Here is a 26,444-nt window from a genome sequence, read left to right as displayed (position 1 = left end):
ACCACTGTGCCCGCTCAGCACCCTGCCCGCCGGACGACCTGCCCGCCGGGTGACCTGCCCGCCGGATGGCCTGCCCGCCGCTACCAGTCGTGGACGGTGCCGTCGGCCAGGCGGTTGAACGGCAGGTACGCCTGCTCGTAGGGGTACTTGCCGGCTTCGTCGACGTCGAGGCTGACCCCGAGGCCCGGCTCGTCACCCGGGTGCAGGTAGCCGTCGGTGAACGTGAACGTCTGGTGGAACACCTGGTTGGTCTGCGGGCCGTGCTGCATGTACTCCTGGATGCCGAAGTTGTGGATCGCGAGCCCGAGGTGCATCTGCGCGGCGAGGCCCACCGGGGAGATGTCGGTCGGTCCGTGGAACCCGGACTTGACCTGGTAGAGCGCCGCGTACTCCATCGTCTTCTTGAGCGGGGTGACGCCGCCCATGTGTGTCACGGCACCGCGGACGTAGTCGATGAGCTGGTCGCGGATGATGTCCTTGAAGTCCCAGATGGTGTTGAAGACCTCGCCGATCGCCAGCGGCGTCGTGGTGTGCTGCCTCACGAGCTTCAGGGCCTCCTGGTTCTCGGCGGGGGTGCAGTCCTCGAGCCAGAACAGGTCGTAGGGCTCGAGGGACTTGCCGAGCTTGGCGGCCTGCAGCGGGGTCATCCGGTGGTGGCCGTCGTGCAGCAGCGGCAGTTCGGGGCCGAACTCGTTGCGGACGGCCTCGAACACGGTGGGCACGTGGCGCAGGTAGGCGCGGGTGTCCCAGTCCTCCATCGCCGGGTACGCACCGCGCTGGGCGGGCTCGAAGTCGTAGCGGACGCCGGCGTTGCCCTCGGTGGTCCTGTTCGACGCGATGCCGTAGATGGACTCGAGGCCGGGGACACCGGTCTGCACCCGGATCGAGCGGTAGCCCTCTTCCTGGTGTTCGCGGATGGAGTCGAACAGCTCGGGCAGCTCCTTGCCCGAGGCGTGGCCGTACGCCATGAGCCCGGTGCGCGATGCCCCGCCGAGCAGCTGGTACAGCGGCATGCCGGCGACCTTCGCCTTGATGTCCCAGAGGGCCATGTCGACGGCGGCGATCGCGGCCATGGTGACCGGACCACGGCGCCAGTACGACGACCGGTACAGGAACTGCCAGGCGTCCTCGATGCGGCTGGCGTCACGGCCGACGAGCAGCGGGACGACGTGCTCGGACAGGTAGGCGGAGACCGCGAGCTCACGGCCGTTCAGGGTGGCGTCACCGAGCCCGGTGACGCCGTCGGCCGTGGTGAGCTTGAGCGTCACGAAGTTCCGGTTCGGACTGGTCACGATGACCTCGGCCCGCTCGATCAGCTGCCCGCGGTCCGCCGAGGCCCAGGTGTCCGCACGGCCGGCGGTGGTGTCGGCCGGCCCGCTGTCGGCGGCGCCGGGGACCGGGGCCGCGGGGTTCGTGGTGTTCGTGTCGGTCATGCGTGGACTCCTCCGTTGGAGTGTTCGCGGGCGCGTGCCGCGGCGGTGCGGATGGCGTCGGCCGCCGCCGTCACGGCGGCGACCACGGGGGTGGTGTCGAGTTCGGGTGCGACGACGGCCAGGACGTCGTGCACATCCGAGTCTGGCCCGGGGGCACCGGGGTCGTCCACCAGGTCGGACTGCTCGGTGACGTGCAACCACCACGCGGCGAGGGCGGTGGCCGCTCCGGTGCCGATGCCGGCCGAGGGGTCGCGGGCGAGCCGGTGCCGCACGACGTCGACGACCCGGACGGGCAGCTTCTGCGAGCCGCCGGACGCGATCTGCCGCAGGGTGTGCCGGATGCGCGGGTTGGCGAACCGCTCGACCAGGGCCGCGCGGGCGTCGGTGACCTCGGCGTCGGGCAGCGGGAGCTCGAGCGCGGCTTCGTCCCAGAGCTGCTCGACGGCGGTGCGGCAGACCGGGTCGTCCATCGCCGAGGCCACGGTGTCGTGGCCGAGCTGCAACCCCAGGTAGGCGAGGAGCGAGTGCGAGCCGTTCAGCAGCCAGAGCTTCCGCTGCTCGTACGGGGTGACGTCGTCGACGATCCGGACGCCGGCCGTCTGCCACGCGGGTCGGTCGATCCCCGCGAAGGCGTCCTCGAGCACCCACTCGGCGAACGGCTCGGTGACGACGGGGACCCGGTCTCCGGCGAGCGCACCCGGCAGTTCCGACAGGTGCGCGACGTCGGCGTCGGTGGTCGCGGGGGTGATCCGGTCGACCATCGAGCTCGGGAACGCGACGTTCGCCTCGATCCAGTCGCGCAGGTCGTCGTCGGCGACGGCGTCGAGCACGGCACCGCGCAGGACCTCCCCGTTGTGCGTCAGGTTGTCGAGACTGACCAGCGCGATGCGCCCGGAGCCGGCGGCACGGCGGGCGTCGAGCCCCGCCACCAACCGCGCCGGCACGTCGGAAGCGGGCCGGTAGCCCTGCTCGGTGACCGTCAGCGTGACGATGGTCGTCTCGGGGGACGCGACCAGGTGCCTCCAGGCCGTGTCGTCGCTGCCCGGGTGGGCGGCGACGATCGTGTCGACCACCTCGGCTCCGTCGCCGGACGCGGCTCGGGTGACCAGCGTGTACCGGCAGTCCTGCGCGGCCAACGCGTCCGCCGCCGCGGGCGAGCGGCCGGTGAAGGCGGTGATGCCCCACGGCTCCCCCGTGGTGTGGGCGGTGTACCAGGCGAGGTGGGCGCGCGCGAAGGCCCCGACCCCGACGTGCACGATGCCCGGTCGGCGCTCCGTCATGCGGTCACCGGCACGAGGGAGCGGAGGTACGCCAGGTTGTCGGCGGTGCGGGCCTCGAGCGGCAGGTCGGTGGAGAAGTCCTCGATCGTGACCCACCCGTCGTAGCCCACCTGGCGGAGCGCGTCGAGGTACTCGGAGACCGATGCCCGGCCGGTGCGCAGGGGCGCCCACTCGTGCTGCCAGATCGAACTGCCGTCGGCACGGGTGTCGCCGGTGTCGACCCAGCGGGCGTTCTTCACGTGGGCGTGTGCCAGGTACGGCCCGAGCAGTTCGAACGCGGCGAGGTGGTCCTCGTCACCCTCGATCACGAGGTTGCCGAGGTCGTGGATCACCCCGACGTGTGCGGGGTCGAGACCGTCGATCAACCGCAGTGCTGCGGAGGCCGACGGTGTGATGGTCATGTGGTGAAGCTCGACCAACACCTTGACGCCGAGTTCGGCCGCGCGGTCCGCCGCCCACTCGAGGTCGGTGCGGGTGCGGTCGAAGAGCCGGGGGTAGGTCTCGCCGGTGCGTTCCTTCTCGGCTCGGTAGTTCGGCATCGTGACGCGGACCTGCCGGGCACCCAGTTCGCTGGTCACCCGCAGCATCGTCTCGACGCCGTCGTGGTCGGCGGCCGGCTGGTAGCCACCGATGCCCGAGTACTCGAGCCCTGCGGCGTCGGTGACCCGGGCGATCTCGCCGACCCGGTCGCGGATGCCGGTGTACTGCCACGTCGAGTCGTTGCCCGCCCAGAACGTCCGCTCGGCGGGGACCTCGGCGCCGTCGGCCGGGCGGTCGTCGACGATGCGCCACTCGATGCCGTCCCAGCCCTGCGCGGCCAGGGTCTCGGCGGCCACGGACGGGGTCCAGTCTGGGGTGGAGGCGGTGAACACGGAGAACTTCATCGGACTGCTCCTTCGGTCGCGGTGGCGGTTGCGGGTGCGCCGACGACCGGCACCACGTCGTCGTACTTCCCCTCGATCACGTCGTCGATGCGCACGGGTTGCCCGAGCGTCGCGCTGACATAGAGCCCGCGGACGGTGGCGAGCGAGACCAGGGCCGCGTGGACGGTGACACCCGGTTCGCGTCCCTGCCGGATCGCGTCGACGATGTCCGTGTACTGCCGAGCGTGCCCCGCGGCGAAGTGGTCGGGTTCAGCCGGGCCGCCGACGACGTGCTCGGGCGGGACGACCTGGTCCTTCTGGTCGACCGCGCCGGCGACCGCGGTGGCGTTCGACGTCGTCGCGGCGGACTCGAGCGTGGCGGTGTCGGGGGCGATGTGGAAGTACGCGAGCCGGTCGTCGTCGACGATGGCGGAGCCGTGCGTGCCGTACACGGCGTACCGGGCGGAGAGCCCCGGGTACGCCGCGGTCGTGCAGTGGACGACCCCGAGCGCTCCGCCGGCGAAACGGACGGTGGCGACGGCGGTGTCCTCGACCTCGATGCGGTCGTGCGCGAGCAGGCCGGTCTGGGCCGAGATCTCGACCGGACGGCCGAGCGCCCAGACGAGCAGGTCGACGGTGTGCACGCCCTGGTTCATCACCGCGCCGCCGCCGTCGAGCGCCCAGGTGCCGCGCCAGTCACCGGAGTCGTAGTACCCCTGCGACCGGTACCAGGCGACACTCGCGAGCCCCGAGGTCACGGTGCCGAACCCGCCGTCGTGCGCGGCCCGGGCGACGGCTGCCGACGCCGGGTCGAAGCGGTGCTGGCTGATGACGCTCGTGACGAGCCCACGGTCGCGAGCGGCTGCGGCGAGCGCCGCGATCTGCCGGGCCCGGGGCATCGTGGTGTCGAGCGGCTTCTCGATGACGACGTGCTTGCCGGCGGCCAGGGCGGCCTCGGCCAGCTGCACGTGCATGCCCGAGGGCGAGCAGATCGCGACGACGTCGATGTCGGTCTGTTCGATCGCCTCCTCGATGGTGGACGTCGTGATCGGGCGGGCGGCACCCAGCTCCTGTACCGCCTCCGCCGCGCTCGTGGCGGCTTCGGGCACGGCGTCGACGAGGGCGACGACCTGCAGGTCGGGGTGGTGCACGGCGACGGTGGCGTGGTGGCGTCCGATGACACCGGCGCCGACGACGGCCAGGCGGAGCGGGTTGGTGGGTTCGGTCATCGCAGGGTGACTCCGATCTGGTCGGTGAGGGTGCGGAAGGCCCGTCCGGCACGACCGAAGGCCGCGGGGCCGGAGAACCCGCCGAGGGAGGTGAAGTCGCTGAGGTGCGGCTCGAGCGAGGCGTACCCGGAGTAGCCGGCGTCGCGGAGCGCGGTGAGGGTCTGGAGCAGTTCGCCGTCGCCCTCGCCCGCCGGCACCACCGACGAGTCGGCGGCGAGGGCGTCCTTGACCTGCAGGTAGTCGACGTACGGGGCGAGCTGCTCCCACCCGTCGGAGAAGGGCCGGACGCCGCACTGCACGTAGTTCGCGTTGTCCCAGGCCAGGCGGAGCGCGGACGAACCGACGCTCTCGACGATGTCGAGCACCCGCGCGGGGACGTCGCCGTAGATGTCCTTCTCGTTCTCGTGCAGCAGGGTCACCCCTTCGCGCTCGGCGAGGTCGGCCAGTGCCCGCATCCGGACGAGGACGTCGTCGCGGACGTCGTCGGGTGTGCGGCCCTCGAAGTAGAACGAGAAGATCCGGATGTTCGTCGTGCCGAGGGCGTGCGCGGCGCGGATCGCACGGGCGAGTCGTGACACCTCGTGCTCGACCGGTTCGTCGACGGGCACCTTGCCGATCGGCGAGGCGATCGCGGACACGGTCTGCCCGCGCTCGTCGAGCAGCCGGTGGAGTCCGGCGAGCTGGTCCTCGTCGAGGTCGACGACGTTGACGCCCCAGGCGCTGCGGACCTCGATGGCGCTCGCACCGAGCGCCTGGAGGACCGCGACCTGGACGACCGGGTCGGCGTCGATCTCGTCGCCGAAACCGGAGAGTTCCCAACTGGGCTGGTCGGTCATGGTGTCCTTTCGTTCGGACGGGAGGCGCGTGGCGGGGCCGCCACGGGCCTCCAGTCCGGTTCTGGGTTGCGGCCTACTTGACGGAGCCGGCGGTGAGCCCGCCGACCAGGTAGCGCTGGAAGATCAGGTAAAGGGCGACGACGGGGACGGCGCAGACGATCGAGGCGGCCATCATCTGGCCGTAGATCGGGACCGCGCCGCCCTCTTGGGTGGTGCCGAGCACCTGCAGGACCACGGCGACCGTCCGGGTGTTCGGGGTCGTCATGATCGTTGAGAACAGGACGTCGTTCCAGCCGAGCAGGAAGGCGAAGATCGCGGACACGACGATGCCGGGCCACGACAGCGGGAGCACGATCTTCGTCAGGATCTTCGTCGAGCTGGCGCCGTCGATGCGTGCCGCTTCCTCGAGTTCCTTCGGCAGACCGCGCAGGTAGGTGACCATCACCCACGTCGAGAACGGCAGGGCGAAGGTCAGGTAGGTGACGAACAGGCCCCAGCGGGTGCCGATGATCTGCACGCCGGTGGCGCTGGCGATGTTCGAGAACACCACGAAGACCGGCAGGAGCAGGAGCGTGCCGGGGATCGACTGCAGGGCGAGGAGCCCACGCAGGATGGTCAGCCGCCCGAGGAACCGGAACCGAACGAGCACGTAGGCCGTCGACACGGCGAGTGCGGCACTCGCGACGGCGACGGCACCGGCGGTGAGCATCGAGTTCACCAGTCCCTCGCCGAGGGCGACGGTGGACCAGATCTCGACGTAGTTCGACAGGGTGAACTCGGACGGGAAGTACTCGCCACGGGCGACGGCGACGTCGGAGTTGACGGAGCCGAACAGGATGTAGAGCACAGGGACGGCGATGAACGCGATGATCACCGCGATGACGGTGACGAGCAGCCAGCGCGGCAGCAACCGGGTGACGTCGGTGTCGTAGGGGCGCTTGCTCCGTCGCCCGCCGTTGCCGGTCGTGATGCTCTCGGTGAGCGTCGCCGTGGGGCGCGTGCGGGTGCTGAAGGACGTGCTCGGGGTGGTCATGCGCGTGCTCCGTCGATGTCGGCGGCGGTCGGGGCGGCAGCGAGCGTGGCGCGGTCGGCGCGACGCTGCTTCCGGTTGGGGCCGGCGTCGTCACCGGTGTCGAGCTTGACCGCCCGCAGGTAGACGAACAGCGGGATCGCGACGATCACGAGCGAGCAGATCGCCATCGCCGCGGACAGGCCGAAGCGGAACGACTGGAAGCTCGCGATGTACGTCAGGACGGGCATCACCTCGACGCTGGACGGCAGCGGGATGCCGAACAGCACGAACGGCAGCGTGAAGTTGTTGATGTTGTGCAGGATCGAGATGATCACCGCGAGGCTGAGGGGTCCGCGCAGGTACGGGAAGATGATGTACCGCAGCTTCGCCCACCAGGTCACCCCGTCGAGCGCGGCGGCCTCGTGCACCTCGTTGTCCACGGCCTGCAGCCCCGCCAGGGACAGCAGGTAGACGAAGGGCCAGCTCGTCCAGATCATCACGCCGGCGAGCGCCCAGTACGACGCGGAGCCGTTCAGCCACAGCACGTCGGTGTGCAGGATCGAGTTCACGACCCCCTGCGGCTGGAGCATCGTGCGGAAGAACGTGCCGACGACGAACGCGGGGAGCACGTACGGGATCAGGTAGATCGAACGGACGAGCCCGCGACCGGGGAACCGGTTCTGCGTCGAGATCGCGGCGGCGACCCCGATCGGCACGGTCACGGCCGTGACGAGCACCGACAACGACACCGAGATCCAGATGGAGTGCAGCAGCGGCGAGTTCGTGAACGCCTCGGTGAAGTTGGCCAGCCCGACGAACGGGGCGCTGAACCACTGGCGGAGCGTGTACTGGTCGAGGTCGAGCATCGCGATCCAGAAGCCCACCAGGAGCGGCACCACGATGACGGCGAGCATGAGGACGCCGCCGGGCAGGAGCATCCACAGTGGACGCCCCCGTTTGTAGAGGGGCGTCTTGCCGGCGGGACGGACCGGCCGAGGGGGCGCCGCGTCGGTGCGGGGCCTGGTCTGCGTGCTGGTCATCACAGACCTCCGTTCTTCTGACGGTCGAGGGTGGCCTGGGCGTCCTTCTGGGCGTCCTGCAGTCGCTTGCGGAGCTGGTCGTCGGTGACCTCGCCGGACTTCAGCGACGGGATCGACTGCACGACCACGTCGACCAGGGCGAGCTGGATGTCCGACCAGGCGCCGGTGAACGCGGTCGGCTTGGACAGGCGGCCGGCGTCGATGATCGGCTTGAGCTGCGGGTTGTCGGCCGCCAGGTCGGCGGCGGCCGACGCGTTGGTCGGCAGGTTGCCGAACAGGTCGTAGTACTCGAGCTGGGCCTCCGGCGCGCTGAGCTGCTCGACGAACGCGAACGACAGCTCCTGCTTGGTGCCGTAGTCGGCGACGACCCAGTTGTCGCCGGACAGGATGCTGGCGGCCTCGATGCCGTCGGACGGCCGTTCCGTCGCACCCGGCGGGACGGTCGGCAGCAGGGCGAACTCGTACTTCCCGTCGACCTTGGTGTCCTGGAACGAGTTGATGGCGGTGGTGGTCGTCATCGGGAAGAACGCTGCCTTGCCCTCGGTGAACTGCGCGAGGGCCTGGGCGTTGTTCCAGCCGATCGCGGCCGGGTCGACGACACCGTCCTTCGTCACCCAGTCGAAGTAGGTGCGGTAGGCGTTCTCGACGGCCTCGCTGTCGATCTCGGCCTTCGAGCCGTCGACGATCGTGTTGCCGGCGTTCTGGGCCATCCCCCACACGAACTTCCAGGGGTCGAAGCCGTCGGCGTAGGCGATCGCCATGCCGTGGCGTCCGTCACCCGTGGTGGCCTTCGCGTCGGCGGTCAGCTCGTCCCACGTCGTCGGCATGTCGGTGATGCCGGCCTTCGCGAGCAGGTCCTTGTTCACCGCCATCACGAACGGACGGCTGGCGAACGGGATCCCGATCTGCTTCGACGCACTCGGACCGGAGATGCCGAACGACGCGGGGTCGAACTGGTCCTTGCCGCCGATCGCGTCCCACTCCTTCGTGCCCATCTCGACGAACGCACCGGTGGCGTACGCGGTCGGGGTGAAGGTGGTGCCGATCGCGTAGACGTCGGGGCCCTGCCCGGAGATGACGCTCGTCTGGATCGCGGTCAACTCCTCCTGCGCGGACGAGTAGGTCTCCCACTGGATGTCGGCACCGGTCGTGCGCTTGAACTCGGCGGCGGTGTCCCGCTGCCACTGCTTGCGTTCCTTGGGGTAGGTGGTGTCCGCGCCCATCATCACGCGGAGGGTGTTCGGGTCGTCGCCGCTGCCGTTCACCACGGCACATCCCTGCAGGGACAGTGCGGCGAGGGCGACCACGGCGACGGCACCGACGAGGGTGCGGACTTGCAGTCTTCGCGTCTTCACGGGGGTTTCCTCCTCGAGACCTCCTCCGAGCGGCGCTGCTCGGTGGCACCACTGTTCCGCCGTTGGCAACATGCGGCAACCGGTTGCCACTTGTTGCCAGACGCGAATACGTTCGGCCTCGTGAAGGACCTCTCGACGGACGGCGGCGGGCGCACGGGCGGTGCTGCCGGCACCGCCGCTGGTGCCGCGCGTCGCGTCACCATCCGCGACATCGCCGACGCCACCGGGGTCGCCGCGTCCACCGTCTCCCGCGCCCTGTCCCTGCCCGACCGGGTCAACCCCGTCACCCAGGAGCGCATCCAGCGGGCAGCCCGCGAGCTCGGCTACGTCGCCAACTCGACGGCGCGGGCGCTGACCTCGGGCCGTACCCGCGCCGTCGCCGTGCTCGTGTCCGACATCACGAACCCGTTCTACTTCGACGTCATCCGCGGCACCCAGCACCAGCTCGCCGGGGCCGGCTGGACGCAGCTGCTCGTCGACACCGAGGAGTCCGCCGACGCCGAGATGGCCGCACTCACCGCCGTGGGGGCGAAGGCCGACGGGGTCGTGCTCACGGCGTCACGCCTGTCCGACGCGCAGATCGCACGGTTCGCCGAACGGATCCCCCTGGTCGTCGTGAACCGCCGGCCCACCGGCGTGCCCTCGGTGCTCATCGACACCCCCGGCGGGGTGGAGCAGGCGGTGCAGCACCTGGTGTCGCTGGGACACCGGGAGATCCTGTACGTCGCCGGGCCGGACAGCTCGTGGTCCAACGAGCGTCGGTGGCGCGCCCTCGTGCAGGTCGCCAAGCGCCTGGGGATCCGCGTCGCCAGGGTCGGGCCGCACGCACCCTTCGTCGACTCCGGCGCCGCGGCCGCCGACGCCGCCGTGCACGCCGGTGCGACCGCGTGCATCGCCTTCAACGACCTGATCGCCATCGGGATGCTCGCCCGGCTGCGCGAGCGCGGGGTCCGCGTCCCCGAGGACATGAGCATCGTGGGCTGCGACGACATCTTCGGCGCCGACTTCTGCAACCCGCCGCTCACCACGATGACCTCGCCGATCGAGCGGGCCGGCCGGGTCGCGATCCGGATGCTGCTCGGACGGCTCGGCGCGCTGCCCGCCGACGAACTGCCCGGGGAGCACATGTCCGGCGCCGTCGCCCTGCCCACCCACCTGACCGTGCGCGAGTCGACCGGGCCCGCGCCCGCCTCGGCACACCGTCCGTCCTGAAGGAGTCGATGATGACCCAGACCAGCAGCACCACCCGGCTCGCACCGCACCCCGACCGGCTGTTCCCCGCCGACCCCGGAGCGCGAGCCGTGGCACGCACCGTGTACGAGGCGGTCAAGGACGCCCCGATCATCTCGCCGCACGGGCACGTCGACGCGGCGCTGATCGCCTCGGACCAGCCGTTCAGCGACCCCGCGTCGCTGCTCATCACCCCCGACCACTACGTGCTCCGCCTGCTGCACGCGAACGGGGTGGACCTGGCCGCGCTGGGACGCGCGGACCTGTCGGGGACGCATGGCGTGCCTCCAGGCCGAACCATCTGGCGGCAGCTGGCGGAGCACTGGGACGACTTCCTCGGGACCCCCGTGCGCTACTGGTTCGAGACGGAGCTGCACGACGTGTTCGGGCTCGACCAGGCACCGTCCGCCGCGAACGCGGACGACCAGTACGACCACATCGCCGGCCTGCTGGCGTCCCCCGCCTTCCGGCCACGCGCGCTCTTCGACGCCTTCGGCATCGAGGTCCTCGCCACCACGGACGGCCCGGCGGACGACCTCGCTGCGCATGCGCAGCTCGCGGCGGACCCCGGCTTCACCGGCCGGGTGCTCCCCACGTTCCGCGCGGACGCCGTGTTCGACCCGGCGCGGTCGGACTGGAGGCCCGTGGTCGCGTCGATCGGCGAGGCCGCCGGCATCGACACGGGCACCCACGCAGGGCTGTTGGCGGCTCTCCGCGCACGTCGCCGGTACTTCATCGAGCACGGCGCGACCGCCACGGACACCGGGGTGCTCGACGCGGGCTCCGCTCCCCTGCCGTCGAGCGAGCGGGAACGCATCCACGCGGCGGCGCTGCACGATGCGTCGTCGATCACCGAGGCCGAGGCGACGGCGTACCGGCACGACATGCTCTACCGCTGGGCGGAGATGAGCGTCGAGGACGGCCTCGTCATGCAGCTGCACCCCGGGGTGATCCGGAACCACCACACCCCGACGCTCGAGCGCTTCGGGCCGGACACCGGGCACGACCTGCCGGCCGTCGGGTCCTTCACGGAGCCCCTCCGGCCGCTGCTCGAGTCCTTCGGCACCGCTCCCGGGTTCCACCTGGTGCTCTTCACCGTCGACGAGACCGTCTTCTCGCGCGAGATCGGGCCGCTCGCGGGCTTCTACCCCGCCGTGTACGCGGGCGCGCCGTGGTGGTTCATCGACACCCCGGCGGCCATCGGGCGCTACCGGTCGGCTGTCACCGACTCCGCGTCGTTCACCAAGACCTCCGGGTTCATCGACGACACCCGCGCGTACTGCTCCATCCCCGCGCGGCACGACATGGCGCGGCGGGCGGACGCCGCGTACCTGGCGTCGCTCGTGGTCACGCACCAGGTCTCCGAGGAGGACGCGGTCCGAACCGCCCGGCGCATCGTGTCCGACATCCCGCGGGCGACGTTCAAGCTCTGACGTGGGCGGCCGCGGCGGGGCTGCTGGGTGGTGCGAGGTTCCGTGCTTGGTGCGAGGGTTGCCGGGTCGCACGGGACACGGAACCTCGCACGGTCCGGCGCTGCGGCGGTACGGTCGGCGCATGACGGAGCGAGTGTCGGCGGCGTACAGCGCTCGAGCTGACGAGTACGCGGCGCTGCTCGGGTCGATGGACGCCGTCCACCCCGACGACCGAGCCCTCGTCGACGCCTGGGCAACCGGTCGCAGCGGCCCCCTGGTCGACGCCGGGTGCGGACCCGGTCACTGGACGGCGCACCTCGCACGGCAGGGGCACCGTGCCAGCGGCATCGACGCGGTGCCGGAGTTCGTCGAGCACGCTCGACGGACGCACAGCGCCTCGGTCGACTTCCGGCTCGGGTCGCTCGAAGCGCTCCCGCTCGCGGACGGCAGCGCCGACGGGATCCTGGCCTGGTACTCGGTGATCCACCACGAGCCGTCGCGGATCGGTGGGGCACTCGCCGAGTTCGATCGGGTGCTCACCCCCGGCGGTGGGCTGCTGCTCGGGTTCTTCGAGGGCGCCGCGGTCGAAGCCTTCGACCACGCGGTCGTCACCGCGTACCGCTGGCCGGTCGCGTCCCTGGCGGCGCTGCTGGACGAAGCGGGCTTCGACGTCGTGGACGCCCACACCCGCACGGACCCGGGGCACCGGCCGCACGGGGCGATCAGTGCGGTGCGCCGCTGATCGGCCGCGGTGTCAGGGCTGCCAGCCCGGAGTGACGAGTCCGGTCTCGTAGGCGAACACGACGAGCTGCGCGCGGTCGCGGGCACCGAGCTTGATCATCGCTCGGGAGACGTGGGTCTTCGTGGTGAGCGGACTGACGAACAGCCGCGCGGCGATCTCGGCGTTGGTGAGTCCGACCGCCACGAGCTGCATGACCTCGCGCTCGCGATCGGTGAGCACCGAGAGGCCCGGCGCGAGGGACGACGGCTTCGCGTGGGTGGCGTACGCCTCGACCAGGGAACGGGTCGCACCGGGTGAGAGCAACGAGTCGCCGGCCACCACGGTGCGGACGGCGCGGAGGAGCTCGGCGGGTTCCGTGTCCTTCACCAGGAACCCGGCCGCCCCGGACCGGATCGCCTCGAAGACGTAATCGTCCTGCTCGAAGGTCGTGAGGATGACGACGTGCACGCCGTCGAGGTCCGGGTCGTCGCTGATGCTGCGGGTGGCGGCGAGCCCGTCGGTGCCGGGCATGCGGATGTCCATGAGCACCACGTCGGGTCGCAGCGCCCGGGCAGCGTCGACCGCAGCGTCCCCGTCGCCGGCCTCGCCGACGACCGCCATGCCGGGTTCGGCGTCGAGGAGCGCGCGGAGGCCGGCACGGATGAGGACCTGGTCGTCGACGAGCAGGACGGTGATCGGGGTCATGATCCGGCTCCGTCCGCGAGGTCGATCGAACCGGCGTCGTCGGTCGAACCGCCGGTACTGATCGGCAGGCGTGCCACGACGCGCCAACCGCCGTCCGTCGTCGGCCCCACGGACAGCTCTCCGCCGACCGCGGCGGCGCGCTCCCGCATGCCGATGATGCCCTTGCCGGTCGCGCCGAGGCCGTCTCGTCGCGCGAAGCGGTCCGGGACGGCCGACGGGTGGTCCTCGACGATCAGGTCGACGACGTCGGCCCCGACGGTGACCACGACCGACGTGTCGTGACCGGGGGCGTGCTTCATGACGTTGGTGACGGATTCCTGCACGATGCGGAAAGCGCTCCGGCTGCTGGTCCCGGTGACGCTCGACGGGTCGCCGTGGATCCGGAGATCGACCGCGACGCCGGCGGCACGGGCACGATCGACGAGCTCCGCGACCCGATCGAGGCCGGGAACGGGACTCCGATCGGGTCCACCGGTGCTCGCGGGGCCGCCGTCCACCGAGCGCAGCACGCCGAGGATCGTCCGGAGCTCGACGAGCGCATCGCGGCTCGAGTCACGGATGTTCAGCAGGGCGTCGTGGGTCTGCGCGGGGAGTCCGTCACCGAGGTGCAGAGCCACGCCCGCCTGCAGGTTGATGAGGGACATGCTGTGCGCCACCGAGTCGTGCAGTTCGCGGGCGATGCGCACACGCTCCTCGCCCGCCCGCACCCGTTCGGCTTCCGCACGCTGTCGACGGCGTTCGGCGACCCGCTCGACCTGCACCCGGACGAGTTCGGACACGGCGATCGTCACCGTCAGCCACGCCGCGCACAGCAGCACAGCACCGAGGTCGAGCCCCGGAGCCCGGCCGAGCAGCACGTCGGCCGACGGGAGCACCAGGACGGCGACGACAGCGGCCACCGCCACGGTCCGTCGGTGGCCCCGCAGCCACGCGTTCGCGATGGCCATCGTGAGCGCCGCCACGAAGGGCCCGCGGGGGCTCACGACCAGGGCGTACCCGACGGTTGTCGCCAACGTGACGAGCAGCACCGATCGTGGCCACCTCCACCGCCACGGCAGGACGACGACGCCGGCCACGAGGAGCGCGCCGGCGAGTGGGCCGAGCACGACGGGATCGACGCCGCCGATCGCACCGTGTCGTGCCCACGGCGGACCGCCCGGCCCTGCGACCGTGATGCGGGACGCGAGGATCGTGCCGACGATCTGCACGACGGCCACCGGCAGGACCCGACCGGACCGGGCGAACCGCTGACGCCCCGGCCAGCGGTCGCCAGCCAGGTCGCGGTCGTCTTCGCGTGGCCCTGTCGTCATGGGTCGAGCCTAGGGACGTCGGTCCGCCCCGGCATCGACCGCAGGGGTGCCTGTGGACTACTCCCCGGGGAGTAGGTCCCTGGTGAGGAACGACCGCAGTACGACCGCGGGAGCAGACGGAAGTGGGGCTGCGCGGCGGACGCGTGGCGGGCCTCCAGGCCGGAGAGTCGACGTGTCGCGACAGCGGCCCCGAAACCGACCACAGGAGATCACCGTGTTCACGTCCATCACCGCATCCGCACTCACGACGGCAGCAGCCCACGGCCCGTACTGGCAGGGCGGCGGGTTCCCGTTCTTCCTGTTCCCCGCGTTCTTCTTCTTCGCGTTCCTCGTCGTGTTCCTGGTGTTCGGGGTGCTCCGACGAGGGAGCTGGCGCGCCCGCTCGGACGCCCGCGGTGTGCTGGCCGACCGGTTCGCTCGCGGCGACATCGACGCCGAGGAGTACCGCGCCCGGCTGTCCGAGCTCAGCCGGAAGTGACCGCGAGCGCGGCGAGGATCTCCCGCACGGTGTCGTCGACCGATCCGTCGATCGACACCGCGACGGCGGCCTCGTCGGGCTGCGGCCGCTCGAGGGTCGCGAACTGCGAGTCGAGCAGCGTCGTCGGCATGTACTCGTGCTGGCGGTGGGACTGCCGTTCGGCGATCAGGTCGCGCGACCCGTCGAGGAAGGCGATGACGAGACCCGGCGCGGACTCGCGCAGACGGTCCCGGTAGGCGCGCTTGAGCGCCGAGTTCGCCATCACGCAGCGGGAGCCGTCCGATTCGACCGCGGCGATCCGCTCGGCGCAGGCGTCGAGCCACGGCCAGCGGTCCTCGTCGGTGAGCGGGGTGCCCTGCCGCATCTTCTCCTTGTTGGCGACCGGGTGCAGGTCGTCGGCGTCGACGAAGACGCACGGTTCGCCCTGCGCGACCAGGGCGTCGGTGAGCGCCTGGCCGATGGTGGACTTGCCGGAGCCGGAGACCCCCATCACGAGGACGGGCGGGTGGACAGCGAGCTCGCTCATCCCTCCACAGTATTGATCCGGTGAACTCTGGTCCCCAGTTCCCGGAACACCTGTGCGATCCCAGACCACCGGTCGTAGGTTGGGCGCCAACGTCAGGACAAAGGAGACCCTCGTGGCAGACAACAACGGTCGGGCGAACATCGGAGTCGTCGGACTCGCAGTGATGGGCTCGAACCTCGCCCGCAACCTCGCATCGCGCGAAGGCAACACGGTGGCGGTCTACAACCGCACGTACGCCCGCACCGAGGAACTGCTCCAGGAGCACGGCGACGCCGGGTTCATCGCGTCCGAGGACATCGACGGGTTCGTCGCCTCGCTGTCGAAGCCCCGGACAGCCATCATCATGGTGCAGGCCGGCAAGGGCACGGACGCCGTGATCGGGCAGCTCGCCGAACGGTTCGAACCGGGCGACATCATCGTCGACGGCGGCAACGCGAACTTCCACGACACCATCCGACGTGAGCACGACCTGCGCGAGAAGGGCCTGAACTTCGTCGGTACCGGCATCTCCGGTGGTGAAGAGGGTGCACTCAAGGGCCCGTCGATCATGCCCGGTGGCTCGAAGGAGGCCTGGGAGACGCTCGGGCCGATCCTGAAGTCGATCGCCGCGGTGGCCGAAGGTGAACCGTGCGTGACCCACATCGGCACCGACGGCGCCGGTCACTTCGTCAAGATGGTGCACAACGGCATCGAGTACGCCGACATGCAGCTCATCGCCGAGTCGTACGACCTGCTCCGTCGCGTCGGCGGGCTCTCGGTGGAGGACCTGGTGCAGGTGTTCGACGAGTGGAACAAGGGCGACCTCGAGTCCTACCTGATCGAGATCACCGGCGAGGTCCTCAAGCAGCGCGACGCCGACACCGGCAAGCCGCTCGTCGACGTCATCCGTGACGCGGCCGGCTCGAAGGGCACCGGCGTCTGGACCGTGCAGAACGCCGTGGGCCTGGGCATCCCCGTCTCGGGCATCGGCGAAGCCGTGTTCGCCCGCGCCGTCTCGTCGAAGCCGACGCAGCGTGCCGCCGTGCAGCAGTCGATCAAGAACCGTCCGCAGATCGCCGAGGTGCCGGACACCTTCGCCGACGACGTCCGTGCGGCGCTCTACGCCTCGAAGGTCGTCGCGTACGCGCAGGGCTTCGACCTCATCATCGCCGGGGCGAAGGAGTACGGCTGGGACATCGACCTCGGCAACGTCGCGAAGATCTGGCGGGGCGGCTGCATCATCCGGGCCCAGTTCCTGAACCGCATCGTCGAGGCGTACGCCGAGAACCCGAAGCTCGAGTCACTGCTCGTCGACCCGTACTTCGCGAACGCCGTCGCCGAGGGCGAAGCCGCCTGGCGCCGCATCGTCGGCATCGCGGCCGCGTCGGGCGTCCCTGCGCCGGGCTTCTCGTCCGCGCTGTCGTACTTCGACTCGCTCGCGTCCGACCGGCTGCCGGCGTCGCTGATTCAGGGCCAGCGCGACTTCTTCGGCGCACACACCTACCAGCGCATCGACAAGGACGGCACCTTCCACACGCTGTGGTCCGACGACGACCGCCGCGAGGTCGAGCAGGAGCCGTCCACGCACTGACGACCGCGCCCGCTGCCGACGACCGAGGTCGGTGCGGGTCATCGCAAGGAGGGCCTCGCCGACCCCGGGGCCCTCCGTCGCGTCAGGCGACGATGCGTTCCCGCGCCAGGTCGGCGACGAGCCGGTCCAGCCGCGGACCGCGCCCGAGCAGCCGACGCGAACCCGGGGCGGTCCGGACGAAGAAGGTCGCCACGGCGGGGGTGTCGTCAGGTCGTACGTGGTGGATCGCCACCGCACAGGCGCGGCGAGCACCACCGGACCCGCCGGGTCGCGGCGAGCCGCCGGGTTGCCCCGCGCCGCCGGCCTCTGCTGGACCGTCGAGTCGTTCCGAGCCGTCGAAGCCTTCCGCCACGTCTTCGAGCCCCACGTGCACGACGCGACTCCACCGGATCACGAGCAGCCGGGTCGCCCGCCGTTCGTCGAGTTCCCACAGGGAGGCCTCGGTGGCGCCGAAGGCCCACGTCACGCGCGAACCGAGGTGGGTGTCCGGACGGATCTCGTCGACGACGCCACGGAGTTCCGGTGTCGGCGCCGCCGGCACGAGCCACACCGTCGGGTCGATCCGCCGGATGGCGAGCGCGAGGGCCTCGTCCGCCTGCCGCCGCCGTGCCGTGGCGGTCCGTACGACGGCGACCACGATGACCACGACGCCGAGGCCGATCGCGCCGAACTCGACGATGCCGTACCAGGAGAGGTCGACGCCCGGCGCCGTGGAGACGACGACGATCCGGGTGATCAGGAGGGCCAGCCAGACGGCGACGATGACCCAGCGCAGGGTGGCGAGTCGACGTGCCGGCGACATCGGTGTCCGCCGTGCACCGCGGGCACGACCGGACCGCGGGACACCATCCGGACGCTGCAGCACGGTCCGATCCTCCCACGAGCCGCGCGCCACCTGCTGGCCGAACCCGATGAACGCGCGGGGAAGCGCGCGCACACAGCCCACGAGCGGCCGGGCGACCTACGCTCGGGCGGTGACCACCGAGACGACGGACGAACCGATCGGTCGACCGACGGCGGGTCCGTCGGACGGCCCGAGCGGGCCCGACGGCCCTGTGACCCGACGTTGGACGCTGATCGCCGCGATCGTCGGCGTCGTGGCCGCCGCCGCGTTCCTCGGTGTCGCCGAGTTCGGCGCGCTGCTGCTCGGCGGAGCGGGCAGCCCCCTGGTCGCCGTCGGGTCCGCCGTCATCGACCTCGCTCCCCCGGGTGCGAAGGACTCCATGGTCGCCGTGTTCGGCACCGGGGACAAGGTCGCCCTGTTCGTGCTCATGACGGTGATCGTCATCGCGATCAGTGCCGGCGCCGGTGTCCTCGAACGTGTGCGCCCACCCTTCGGCGCCCTCGTGTTCGCCGCCGGTGGTGTGCTGGCGCTGCTGGCCGTCAGCACCCGCTCGGGCAGCGGGACGCTCGACGGCGCCCCGACGGTCCTCGGCATCGCGGCGGCAGTGGTCGTCCTGCGCCTGCTGCTCCAGCGGCTGCGCCGGTGGGAGGCCGCGGCGAGCGTGCCGACGGCGGCACCGCGACCCGCCTCGGCGGAGCGTCGGACGTTCCTGGTCTGGGGCGTCACGACGGCGACCCTCGCGGTCGTGGTGGGCACCGCCTCCCGGCTGGGGTCGTCCGCGATGCAGGCGGCCGCTGCTGCCCGGCGGGCCATCCGGCTGCCCGTGGCGGCGACCGCTGCACCGGCGGTCCCCGCGGGTGCATCGCTCGACGTCGACGGCATCACCCCCTACATCACGCCGAACGCCGACTTCTACCGGATCGACACGGCCCTGCGGGTGCCGCAGGTCGATCCCGCCGACTGGTCGCTCCGCATCCACGGTGCGGTCGAGCAGGAGGTCACGCTGACGTGGGACGAGCTGCTCGCACTGCCGCTCGAGGAGCACGTGGCCACCCTGAGCTGTGTGTCGAACGAGGTCGGCGGTGACCTCATCGGCACGGCCCGCTGGCTGGGCTACCCCATCCGGAAGCTCCTCGCCCGGGCACGTCCGACGGGCGACGCCGACATGGTGCTCTCACGGAGCATCGACGGGTTCTCCGCGGGCACCCCGCTCGACGTGCTGCAGGACGACGGCACCGCGGCGCTGCTCGCGGTCGGGATGAACGGCGAGCCCCTGCCGACCGAGCACGGGTTCCCGGTGCGGATGGTCGTGCCGGGCCTGTTCGGGTACGTCTCGGCGACGAAGTGGGTCACCGAGCTCGAGGTCACCCGGTTCGCCGACGCGCAGGGCTACTGGACACCGCGTGGCTGGTCGGAGCGTGGCCCGGTCAAGCTCGAGTCCCGCATCGACACCCCGCGGAACGGGTCGACGGTGACCGCGGGCAAGCCGGTGGCGATCGCCGGGGTCGCGTGGCAGCCGCACAGGGGCGTGAAGGCCGTCGAGGTCCGCGTCGGAGGCGGCGACTGGCAGCGCGCCGAACTCGCCGACTCGATCTCCGCGGACACCTGGCGACAGTGGGTGGTGCGGTGGACGCCGACCGCCGGCTCCCACCGCATCGAGGTGCGGGCGACCAGTGCGGACGGCGAGGTGCAGACGAGCGTGGACCGGCCGCCGGCACCCAACGGCGCGACGGGCTGGCACACGGTGACGGTCGACGCGCGCTGACGGTCCCGCAACGGGCCTGCGACACGCCCCCCTGACGGCCGTCGAGTGGGCAGGATGCGTCGGTTCGTGGGCGCGCGGGCGACACTTCGTGCCGCCTCGGCGAACCCGAGCGGCGTGTCGTGACCGCTCGTCGCAGGCGCGCTCCGGTCACCCGACGGCCTGGAGGCCCGGTGCCGGCCCGCCACGCCCCTCGCCGTGCTCGCGCGACACGCCACGTGCGTCGCGCCGGGGGTGCAGAAAGCGTCGGTTCGTGGGCGCGCGGGCGACACTTCATGCCGCCTCGGCGAACCTGAGCGGCATGTCGTGACCGCTCGTCGCAGGCGCGCTCCGGTCACCCGACGGCCTGGAGGCCCGGTGCCGGCCCGCCACGCCCCTCACGGTGCTCGCGCGACACGCCACATGCGTCGCGCACGGGGTGCAGAAAGCGTCGGTTCGCAGACGTGCAGGCGACACTTCATGCCGCCTCGGCGAACCTGAGCGGCATGTCGTGACCGCTCGACGCAGGCGCGCTCCGGTCACCCGACGGCCTGGAGGCCCGGTGCCGACCCGCCACGCCCCTCGCCGTGCTCGCGCGACACGCCACGTGCGTCGCGCCGGGGGTGCAGAAAGCGTCGGTTCGCGGACGCGCAGGCGACACTTCGTGCCGCCTCGGCGAACCTGAGCGGTGTGTCGTGACCGCTCGACCCCGGGGTTCGGCGCGCAGGCCAGGCCCGGCGGGCAGGGTCAGGGTCAGGGTCAGGGGCAGGGTCAGGCGGGCAGGGTCGCGACGACGCAGGTGCCGTCGACCTCGGCCTCCCGCTCGACCACGGCGGAGAACCCGGCGGCAGTGAACGCAGCGGCGGACGCCTCGGCCTGGGCCTCGGACACCTCGATGACGACGGCGCCACCGGGGCGGAGCCACTCCCCCGCACCCGCGGCGATCCGCCGGTGCAGGTCGAGGCCGTCCGCACCACCGTCGAGGGCGACGCGGTGTTCGTGCTCGCGGGCCTCGGTCGGCATGAGTTCGATCGAGGCCGTCGGCACGTAGGGGGCGTTCACCGCGATGACCGCCACGGCGCCGCGGAACCGATCGGGCAGCGGCGCGAACAGGTCACCGGCGACGACGATGCCGCGGTCCCCGATGTTCTCGGCCGCGACGTCGACGGCGTCCGGGTCGATGTCGGTGGCGACGAGGTCGAGCGCCCCGACGCGACCGAACAGGGCGACCGAGATCGCGCCGGCGCCGCAGCACAGGTCGACCACGCGGTCGTAGCGCTGCAGCCGACGCGCAGCCTGCTCGACGACGACGGTGGTGCGGGCTCGCGGCACGAAGACGCCTGGGGTCACACGGATGCGGTGCCCGTCGAAGGCGGCCCAGCCGAGCACGTACTCGAGCGGCTCACCGGCCAGCCGACGCTGCACGAGGGTGCGGAGTCGCACCGGCTCACCGTCACCGGCCTCGAGCAACAGGTCGGCTTCGTCCTCGGCGAAGACGCTCCCCGCGGCCCGGAGCCGGGCCGCGAGGGCGTCACGCGCAGGGTGGGTCAAGCGGCGCCGTCGAACATCGAGGTCACCGAACCGTCGTCGAAGACCTCGTGGATGGCACGGGCGATGAGCGGGGCGATCGGCAGGACCTCGAGGCGGTCCCAGCGCTTCTCCATCGGCAGGGGCAGGGTGTCCGTCACGACCACGCGGTCGATGAACTCGCTCTGCAGCAGCTCGGTGGCGGGGTCGGAGAAGACGGCGTGGGTCGCGGCGACGACGACACCCGTGGCGCCGGCGTTCTTGAGCGCCTCGGCAGCCTTGGCGATCGTGCGGCCGGTGTCGATGAGGTCGTCGACGAGCAGGCACACGCGGCCGCTGACGTCACCGACGATCTCGTGCACCGAGACCTGGTTCGGCACGAGCGGGTCGCGGCGCTTGTGGATGATGGCGAGCGGGGCGCCGAGCTTCTCGGACCAGATGTCGGCGACACGGACGCGGCCCATGTCGGGCGACACGACGGTGAGCGTCTTCGGGTCGAGGATCTGGCGGAAACGCTCGAGCAGCACCGGCATGGCGAACAGGTGGTCGACCGGGCCGTCGAAGAAGCCCTGGATCTGCGCGGCGTGCAGGTCGACGCTCATGATGCGGTGCGCGCCGGCGGCCTTGAACAGGTCGGCGACGAGGCGGGCCGAGATCGGCTCGCGGCCGCGGCCCTTCTTGTCCTGGCGGGCGTACGGGTAGAACGGCGCCACGACCGTGATGCGCTTCGCCGAGGCACGCTTCAGCGCGTCGACCATGATGAGCTGCTCCATGAGCCACTCGTTGATCGGCGCGGTGTGCGACTGGATGACGAAGGCGTCGCAGCCACGGACCGACTCGTCGAAGCGGGCGTAGAGCTCACCGTTCGCGAAGGTCCGGGCATCGGTCGGCACGAGGTCGACCCCGAGCTCCTCCGCGATCTCGGCAGAGAGCGCCGGGTGTGCTCGCCCCGAGACGAGGACGAGTCGTTTCTGGCCGGTTGTCTTGATTCCGGACAAGTGCGGTGCTCACTCCCTGACCCACGCGGGGTCGATGTCGGCGACGGGTGGTCGCCGGGATCTATTCGCCGTTCGCGAGCCGAGCAGCCTCGGCCGCCGGTGTGCCGGGTCGGTGTTCCTCGACCCATCCGTCGGTGTTGCGCTGTGGGGCGTAGCTGATCGCGAGCGATCCTGCCGGAACGTCCTTGCGGACGGTGGTCCCGGCGCCGGTGTACGCACCGTCACCAATCCTAACGGGGGCGACGAACACGTTGTGCGAGCCTGTGCGGACGTTCGAGCCGACCTCGGTGCGGTGCTTGTGCACGCCGTCGTAGTTCGCGGTGATGGTGTTCGCGCCGATGTTCGAGTCCTCGCCCACCTCGGCGTCGCCGATGTAGGACAGGTGCGGGACCTTGCTGCCGCGGCCGATCCGGGCGTTCTTCGTCTCGACGAAGGTGCCGATCTTGCCGTCGTCACCGAGGATCGTGCCCGGCCGCAGGTAGGCGAACGGGCCGACCGAGGCGCCGTCCCCGATCACGGCGAGGGTGGCGTCGACGCGGTTCACGGTGGCGCGGGCCCCGACCTCGGTGTCGCGGAGTGTGGTGTCCGGCCCGACGACGGCGCCGGCGGCGATCGCGGTGGCGCCGACGAGCTGGGTGCCCGGCAGGACCTCGGCGTCGGGCTCGATGGTGACGTCGAGGTCGATCCAGGTGGTCGCCGGGTCCTGCACGGTGACGCCGGCGAGCTGGTGGCGGCGGACGATGCGGGCGTTGAGTTCACGCGCGGCGTCGGAGAGCTGCGCTCGGTCGTTGATGCCGGCGACGAGCCACGGATCGGTCAGGGTGACCACGTCGATGCGCCCGCCACGCTCGCTGATCAGCGCGGGGGCGTCGGTGATGTACTTCTCGCCCTGGGCGTTCGCCGTGGTGAGCGACGGCAAGGCGGCGCGCAGGTGCGCCACGTCGAACGCGTAGATGCCCGCGTTCGCCTCGGTGATGGTCAGCTGTTCGGCCGTCGCGTCCTTGTGCTCGACGACGCTGACGAAGGCGCCCGAAGCATCCCGCACGATCCGTCCGAGGCCGGTCGGGTCCGGGGCGATCGCACTCACGAAGGTCGCCCCGTTGCCGCCGCCGACGTGGGCGTCGACCAGGAGCCGGAGCGACGCGGCGTCGAGCAGCGGGACGTCGCCGGACAGCACCACGACGGCGCCGTCGAAGTCGGCGGGTAGTGCTTCGACCGCCACCTCGACCGCGCGGCCGGTGCCGGGGACGTCGTCCTGGTCGACGACGATCGCGTCGGGGACGCGCTCGACGGCCTCGGCCGCGACGAGGTCACGCTCGTGCCGCACGACGACGGCGACGTGCTCGGGGTTGAGCGACGACGCCGTGCGCAGGACGTGCCCGATGAGCGGCAGTCCGGCGAGCCGGTGCAGCACCTTGGGCGTGGACGACTTCATGCGCGTGCCCTGCCCGGCGGCGAGGACGACGACGGCGATGCGCTGGTCGGTCATGCACCCATCCTGGCGCACCGCGGCCCGGGCCGCCCGACGCGACCACGGCCCTGTGCCCAACCGTGCGCAGAACCGCAGTCTGTGGACGGACCGGCACCGCGCCTCCAGGCAGCGCCGACGGCACGCCGTGGATCAGGCCCGCGCGCCCTGCGGTTCCCGCTTGACGAACGCCATCAGCACCAGCCCGGCGATGAGCACGACGACCACGCCGAGGATCCCGAACCGGGTCGACCCACCGACGGTCACCGCCACGCCGAACAGCGCCGGCGCGAGGAACGACGCGGCCCGGCCGGTGGTGGCGTAGAGGCCGAAGAGCTCCCCCTCGCGGCCGGGGGTCGCCAGCCGCGCCAGGTACGCGCGGGACGACGACTGCACCGGACCGACGAACACGGCGAGGGTCAGCCCGAGCACCCAGAACCACTGCGTCTCGTTGCCGGCGGCGAAGACCCCGACCCCGCACACGGCGAGGCCGACGAGCGAGACCATGATGAGCGCACGCGACCCGAACCGGTCGTCGAGGCGTCCGGAGACGAACGTCGCGATGCCGGCCACGACGTTCGCGGCGATGGCGAACAGGATGACCTGCGACGGCGTGAACCCGAACACCTGCGCGGCGACGATCCCGCCGAACGTGAAGACGGCCCCGACGCCGTCGCGGAACACCGCGCTGGCGAGCAGGAACGCGAGGACGTTGCGGCGCTCGCGCCACAGCCGTGCGATGTCCCGGCCGAGGTCCGCGTAGGCACTGAACACGCCGCCACCGCGGGTGCGGTCGGGCGCCGCCTCGGGCACGGTGAGGAACAGCGGGATCGAGCTGACCGCCAGCCAGACGGCGGCGATGCCGATCGCGACGCGGACGTCCCACTGCCCCGCGGCGACGGTGGCCGGCAGCTGCAGGAGCCCGCCGACGACCCCGTCGCCCCGGAAGTCCTGGATGCAGAGCACGAGCAGCAGGACGAGCAGCACGATCCCGCCGAAGTACCCGGCGGCCCACCCGATGGCGGAGACGCGGCCGGTGCGTTCCCCGGAGGCGACCTGCCCGATCATGGCGTTGTAGCCGACGCTCGCGACCTCGTAGGCGACGGTGCCGATGCCGAGCAGGGCTGCGCCGAGCAGCAGGTACGGCTGGCTCGGCGCCACGAAGACCATGCCGCCGATCGACAGCGCGACGCCGATCGTGGCGATGAGGACCGACCGGCGGCGGTGCCCGGACGAGTCCGCGAGCCGCCCCATGGCCGGTGCCACCAGGGCCACGACGATCCCCGCGATGGTCAGTGCGGTGGACACGACGGCCGCGTTGTGCGCGAGCTCCCGTTCCACGATCGCCTTGCCGGCCGCGGACGTGTCGGCGACGAGCGCCGGGTCCACGAACGCCCGGCTGGCCAGGTACGTGCTGAACACGAAGGTGGTGACGACCGCGTTGAACGCGGCGGAACCCCAGTCCCAGAGCGCCCAGGAGACGAGCGCGCGCCGGTCGGTGCGCTGCGGCGCGACGGCGGCCGGTGAAGCGGTCATGCGCGAACCGTAGCGCGTCCCGGTGACGCGGCGGTGGCCCCGTTCCGGGTCACGTGCCGGACGGGAGGCGCGGGGCGGCCTGGCCCCGCGCCTCCCGTCCGCCCTGTGCGCGCGTCCGCACGCCGCGTGCGCTTCCGCCGGGTCGCTCGCTCTGGTGCGAGGTCCCGCACTCCGTGCGAGGTCTGCGCGCCGTCACGGAGTACGGGACCTCGCACCGGACGACGCGCAGCCCACTCAGGCCGGGACGCCGCCGGGGTAGACGACGGACTTGAGCGACTCCGGGTCGGTGTCGCTCTCGAGGGCCTCGCGGACGTCGTCGAGCCCGAAGCGACCGGTGACGAGCGAGTCGAGGTCGACCTGCCCGGACGCGACCAGCTCGATGGCGACCGGCCACGTGTTCGTGTACCGGAAGATCCCGGTGACCGTGACCTCGAGGTTCTGGATGTGCTCGACCGGCAGCGTCATCTCGGAGTTGCCGAGCCCGACCAGCACCGCGGCACCCGCCGGACCGACCGCCCTGATGCCGTCCGACACCGCTCGGGGTGCACCGCTCGCGTCGATGAACGCGTCGACGGGGACGATGTCGGACGCGACGGACACGGCGGTGGGGTCGACGACCTCGGTGGCGCCGTACTCCAGGGCCCGCGCCCGGCGCTCCGGCAACAGGTCGCTGACGACGATGCGCGAGGCACCGAAGGCCTTCGCGACCTGGGCGCAGATGATGCCGATCGGACCGGCGCCGGCGATGAGCACCGACGAACCGGGCACGATGGCCGCCTTGCGGACGGCGGCGATGCCGACGGACAGGGGTTCCAGGAGCGCGCCGGCCTCGAACGAGACGGCGTCGGGCAGGACGTGGGCGAACTCGGCCTCGATGGTGACGAACTCGGTGAAGGCGCCGTCGACCGGCGGCGTCGCGTAGAAGCGCATGTGCGGGCAGAGGTTGTAGCGGCCGGCCAGGCACTGCGCGCAGCGGTGGCAGGGGCGCTGCGGCTCGATGGCCACGCGCTCCCCCACGCGGGACGGGTCGACGCCCTCGCCGACGGCCTCGATCGTGCCGGACAGCTCGTGCCCGAGGACGAGGGGCTCCTCGACGACGAAGTCGCCGATGCGGCCGTGGCGGTAGTAGTGCACGTCGGAGCCGCAGACACCCACGGCGGCGACCCGGACGAGCACGTCGCCGGGGTCGACGGCGGGGACGGGGCGGTCCTCGACGGTGAGGTCCTGGGTGCCGAGCAGGACGCTGGTGCGCTGGGTGGAGGTCATGCGGTTCTCGCTTCCTCGGCCGCGTCGTCGCGGCCGGACGTGTGGGTGGTGGAGGGGGCGGCGG

The 26,444-nt window shown here is 71.8% G+C and carries 23 protein-coding genes; 6 read left to right on the top strand and 17 right to left on the bottom strand.

Features of this window, described 5'->3' with window-relative positions; all coding sequences use genetic code 11:
* Positions 1-80 precede the first annotated feature (80 nt).
* The 8 genes from manD to DEJ35_RS15040 form a co-directional block, all read right to left on the bottom strand.
* A complete protein-coding gene (manD, locus tag DEJ35_RS15075; RefSeq protein WP_258378503.1) occupies positions 81-1,433 on the bottom strand; it encodes a D-mannonate dehydratase ManD in 1,353 nt (450 codons plus the stop codon).
* Positions 1,430-2,713 (bottom strand): mannitol dehydrogenase family protein, encoded by a 1,284-nt coding sequence (locus DEJ35_RS15070; RefSeq protein ID WP_111193068.1) that lies wholly within the window; start codon positions 2,711-2,713, stop codon positions 1,430-1,432. Before DEJ35_RS15070 ends, manD begins: the two co-directional genes overlap by 4 nt.
* Positions 2,710-3,597 carry a sugar phosphate isomerase/epimerase gene (locus DEJ35_RS15065; RefSeq protein WP_111193067.1) on the bottom strand — a complete coding sequence of 296 codons (888 nt, stop codon included), beginning with the start codon at positions 3,595-3,597 and terminating at the stop codon, positions 2,710-2,712. Before DEJ35_RS15065 ends, DEJ35_RS15070 begins: the two co-directional genes overlap by 4 nt.
* Complete coding sequence (locus DEJ35_RS15060) at positions 3,594-4,805, bottom strand: Gfo/Idh/MocA family protein (protein ID WP_111193066.1); 1,212 nt, start codon at positions 4,803-4,805, stop codon at positions 3,594-3,596. Before DEJ35_RS15060 ends, DEJ35_RS15065 begins: the two co-directional genes overlap by 4 nt.
* Positions 4,802-5,641, bottom strand: a complete 840-nt coding sequence (locus tag DEJ35_RS15055; RefSeq protein ID WP_111193065.1) for a sugar phosphate isomerase/epimerase — start codon at positions 5,639-5,641, stop codon at positions 4,802-4,804. Before DEJ35_RS15055 ends, DEJ35_RS15060 begins: the two co-directional genes overlap by 4 nt.
* Before the next feature lie 73 nt (positions 5,642-5,714).
* Positions 5,715-6,674: a carbohydrate ABC transporter permease gene (locus DEJ35_RS15050; RefSeq protein ID WP_220032947.1), complete on the bottom strand. Its 960-nt coding sequence runs from the start codon at positions 6,672-6,674 to the stop codon at positions 5,715-5,717.
* Positions 6,671-7,693, bottom strand: coding sequence for a carbohydrate ABC transporter permease (locus tag DEJ35_RS15045; RefSeq protein ID WP_111193064.1), 1,023 nt, complete (start codon positions 7,691-7,693; stop codon positions 6,671-6,673). The genes DEJ35_RS15050 and DEJ35_RS15045 overlap by 4 nt, the downstream gene beginning before the upstream one ends.
* On the bottom strand, positions 7,693-9,048 hold the full coding sequence (locus DEJ35_RS15040) for an ABC transporter substrate-binding protein (protein WP_181435600.1): 1,356 nt from the start codon (positions 9,046-9,048) through the stop codon (positions 7,693-7,695). Before DEJ35_RS15040 ends, DEJ35_RS15045 begins: the two co-directional genes overlap by 1 nt.
* A gap of 120 nt (positions 9,049-9,168) precedes the next feature.
* Between DEJ35_RS15040 and DEJ35_RS15035 the strand changes: the two genes are divergently transcribed.
* The 3 genes from DEJ35_RS15035 (at position 9,169) to DEJ35_RS15025 (ending at position 12,432) form a co-directional block, all read left to right on the top strand.
* Complete coding sequence (locus DEJ35_RS15035; protein WP_181435599.1) at positions 9,169-10,260, top strand: LacI family DNA-binding transcriptional regulator; 1,092 nt, start codon at positions 9,169-9,171, stop codon at positions 10,258-10,260.
* 11 nt (positions 10,261-10,271) lie between these two features.
* A complete protein-coding gene (gene uxaC / locus DEJ35_RS15030; RefSeq protein ID WP_111090680.1) occupies positions 10,272-11,711 on the top strand; it encodes a glucuronate isomerase in 1,440 nt (479 codons plus the stop codon).
* Between the two features lie 121 nt (positions 11,712-11,832).
* Positions 11,833-12,432, top strand: coding sequence for a class I SAM-dependent methyltransferase (locus DEJ35_RS15025; RefSeq protein ID WP_111193063.1), 600 nt, complete (start codon positions 11,833-11,835; stop codon positions 12,430-12,432).
* A 12-nt stretch (positions 12,433-12,444) separates the two neighbouring features.
* Here DEJ35_RS15025 and DEJ35_RS15020 read toward each other — a convergent pair whose 3' ends face one another.
* Both DEJ35_RS15020 and DEJ35_RS15015 read right to left on the bottom strand, forming a co-directional pair.
* Positions 12,445-13,116: a response regulator transcription factor gene (locus DEJ35_RS15020; RefSeq protein WP_110860757.1), complete on the bottom strand. Its 672-nt coding sequence runs from the start codon at positions 13,114-13,116 to the stop codon at positions 12,445-12,447.
* Positions 13,113-14,426 (bottom strand): sensor histidine kinase, encoded by a 1,314-nt coding sequence (locus DEJ35_RS15015; protein WP_111193062.1) that lies wholly within the window; start codon positions 14,424-14,426, stop codon positions 13,113-13,115. Before DEJ35_RS15015 ends, DEJ35_RS15020 begins: the two co-directional genes overlap by 4 nt.
* Before the next feature lie 214 nt (positions 14,427-14,640).
* Between DEJ35_RS15015 and DEJ35_RS15010 the strand changes: the two genes are divergently transcribed.
* Positions 14,641-14,904: a hypothetical protein gene (locus DEJ35_RS15010; protein ID WP_051596490.1), complete on the top strand. Its 264-nt coding sequence runs from the start codon at positions 14,641-14,643 to the stop codon at positions 14,902-14,904.
* Here the strand turns inward: DEJ35_RS15010 and DEJ35_RS15005 are convergent.
* Complete coding sequence (locus tag DEJ35_RS15005) at positions 14,891-15,430, bottom strand: gluconokinase (RefSeq protein ID WP_111123411.1); 540 nt, start codon at positions 15,428-15,430, stop codon at positions 14,891-14,893. The two genes, DEJ35_RS15010 and DEJ35_RS15005, sit on opposite strands and share 14 nt — an antisense overlap.
* A gap of 112 nt (positions 15,431-15,542) precedes the next feature.
* On the opposite strand from DEJ35_RS15005, the gene gndA reads away from it, so the two are divergent.
* Positions 15,543-17,000: an NADP-dependent phosphogluconate dehydrogenase gene (gene gndA, locus DEJ35_RS15000; RefSeq protein WP_111090684.1), complete on the top strand. Its 1,458-nt coding sequence runs from the start codon at positions 15,543-15,545 to the stop codon at positions 16,998-17,000.
* Between the two features lie 82 nt (positions 17,001-17,082).
* On the opposite strand, the gene DEJ35_RS14995 is transcribed toward gndA, so the two are convergent.
* Entirely contained in the window at positions 17,083-17,865 is a 783-nt protein-coding gene (locus DEJ35_RS14995; protein WP_146238543.1) for a hypothetical protein, read from the bottom strand.
* A gap of 109 nt (positions 17,866-17,974) precedes the next feature.
* On the opposite strand from DEJ35_RS14995, the gene DEJ35_RS14990 reads away from it, so the two are divergent.
* A complete protein-coding gene (locus DEJ35_RS14990) occupies positions 17,975-19,609 on the top strand; it encodes a molybdopterin-dependent oxidoreductase (RefSeq protein WP_111090686.1) in 1,635 nt (544 codons plus the stop codon).
* Positions 19,610-20,356: 747 nt separating this feature from the next.
* On the opposite strand, the gene DEJ35_RS14985 is transcribed toward DEJ35_RS14990, so the two are convergent.
* From DEJ35_RS14985 to DEJ35_RS14965, 5 genes are all read right to left on the bottom strand, one after another.
* Positions 20,357-21,136 carry a putative protein N(5)-glutamine methyltransferase gene (locus DEJ35_RS14985; RefSeq protein WP_110860769.1) on the bottom strand — a complete coding sequence of 260 codons (780 nt, stop codon included), beginning with the start codon at positions 21,134-21,136 and terminating at the stop codon, positions 20,357-20,359.
* Positions 21,133-22,110: a ribose-phosphate diphosphokinase gene (locus DEJ35_RS14980; protein WP_111090688.1), complete on the bottom strand. Its 978-nt coding sequence runs from the start codon at positions 22,108-22,110 to the stop codon at positions 21,133-21,135. The genes DEJ35_RS14985 and DEJ35_RS14980 overlap by 4 nt, the downstream gene beginning before the upstream one ends.
* Positions 22,111-22,171: 61 nt before the next feature.
* Complete coding sequence (glmU, locus tag DEJ35_RS14975) at positions 22,172-23,599, bottom strand: bifunctional UDP-N-acetylglucosamine diphosphorylase/glucosamine-1-phosphate N-acetyltransferase GlmU (RefSeq protein WP_111193061.1); 1,428 nt, start codon at positions 23,597-23,599, stop codon at positions 22,172-22,174.
* A gap of 132 nt (positions 23,600-23,731) precedes the next feature.
* A complete protein-coding gene (locus DEJ35_RS14970) occupies positions 23,732-25,114 on the bottom strand; it encodes an MFS transporter (RefSeq protein WP_111193060.1) in 1,383 nt (460 codons plus the stop codon).
* Positions 25,115-25,348: 234 nt separating this feature from the next.
* Entirely contained in the window at positions 25,349-26,380 is a 1,032-nt protein-coding gene (locus DEJ35_RS14965) for an NAD(P)-dependent alcohol dehydrogenase (protein WP_111193059.1), read from the bottom strand.
* Between the last annotated feature and the right edge of the window lie 64 nt (positions 26,381-26,444).

This window comes from Curtobacterium sp. MCPF17_051, assembly GCF_003234595.1.
Taxonomy (GTDB): domain Bacteria; phylum Actinomycetota; class Actinomycetes; order Actinomycetales; family Microbacteriaceae; genus Curtobacterium; species Curtobacterium flaccumfaciens.
This window is presented reverse-complemented; position numbering and strand designations above follow the sequence as displayed.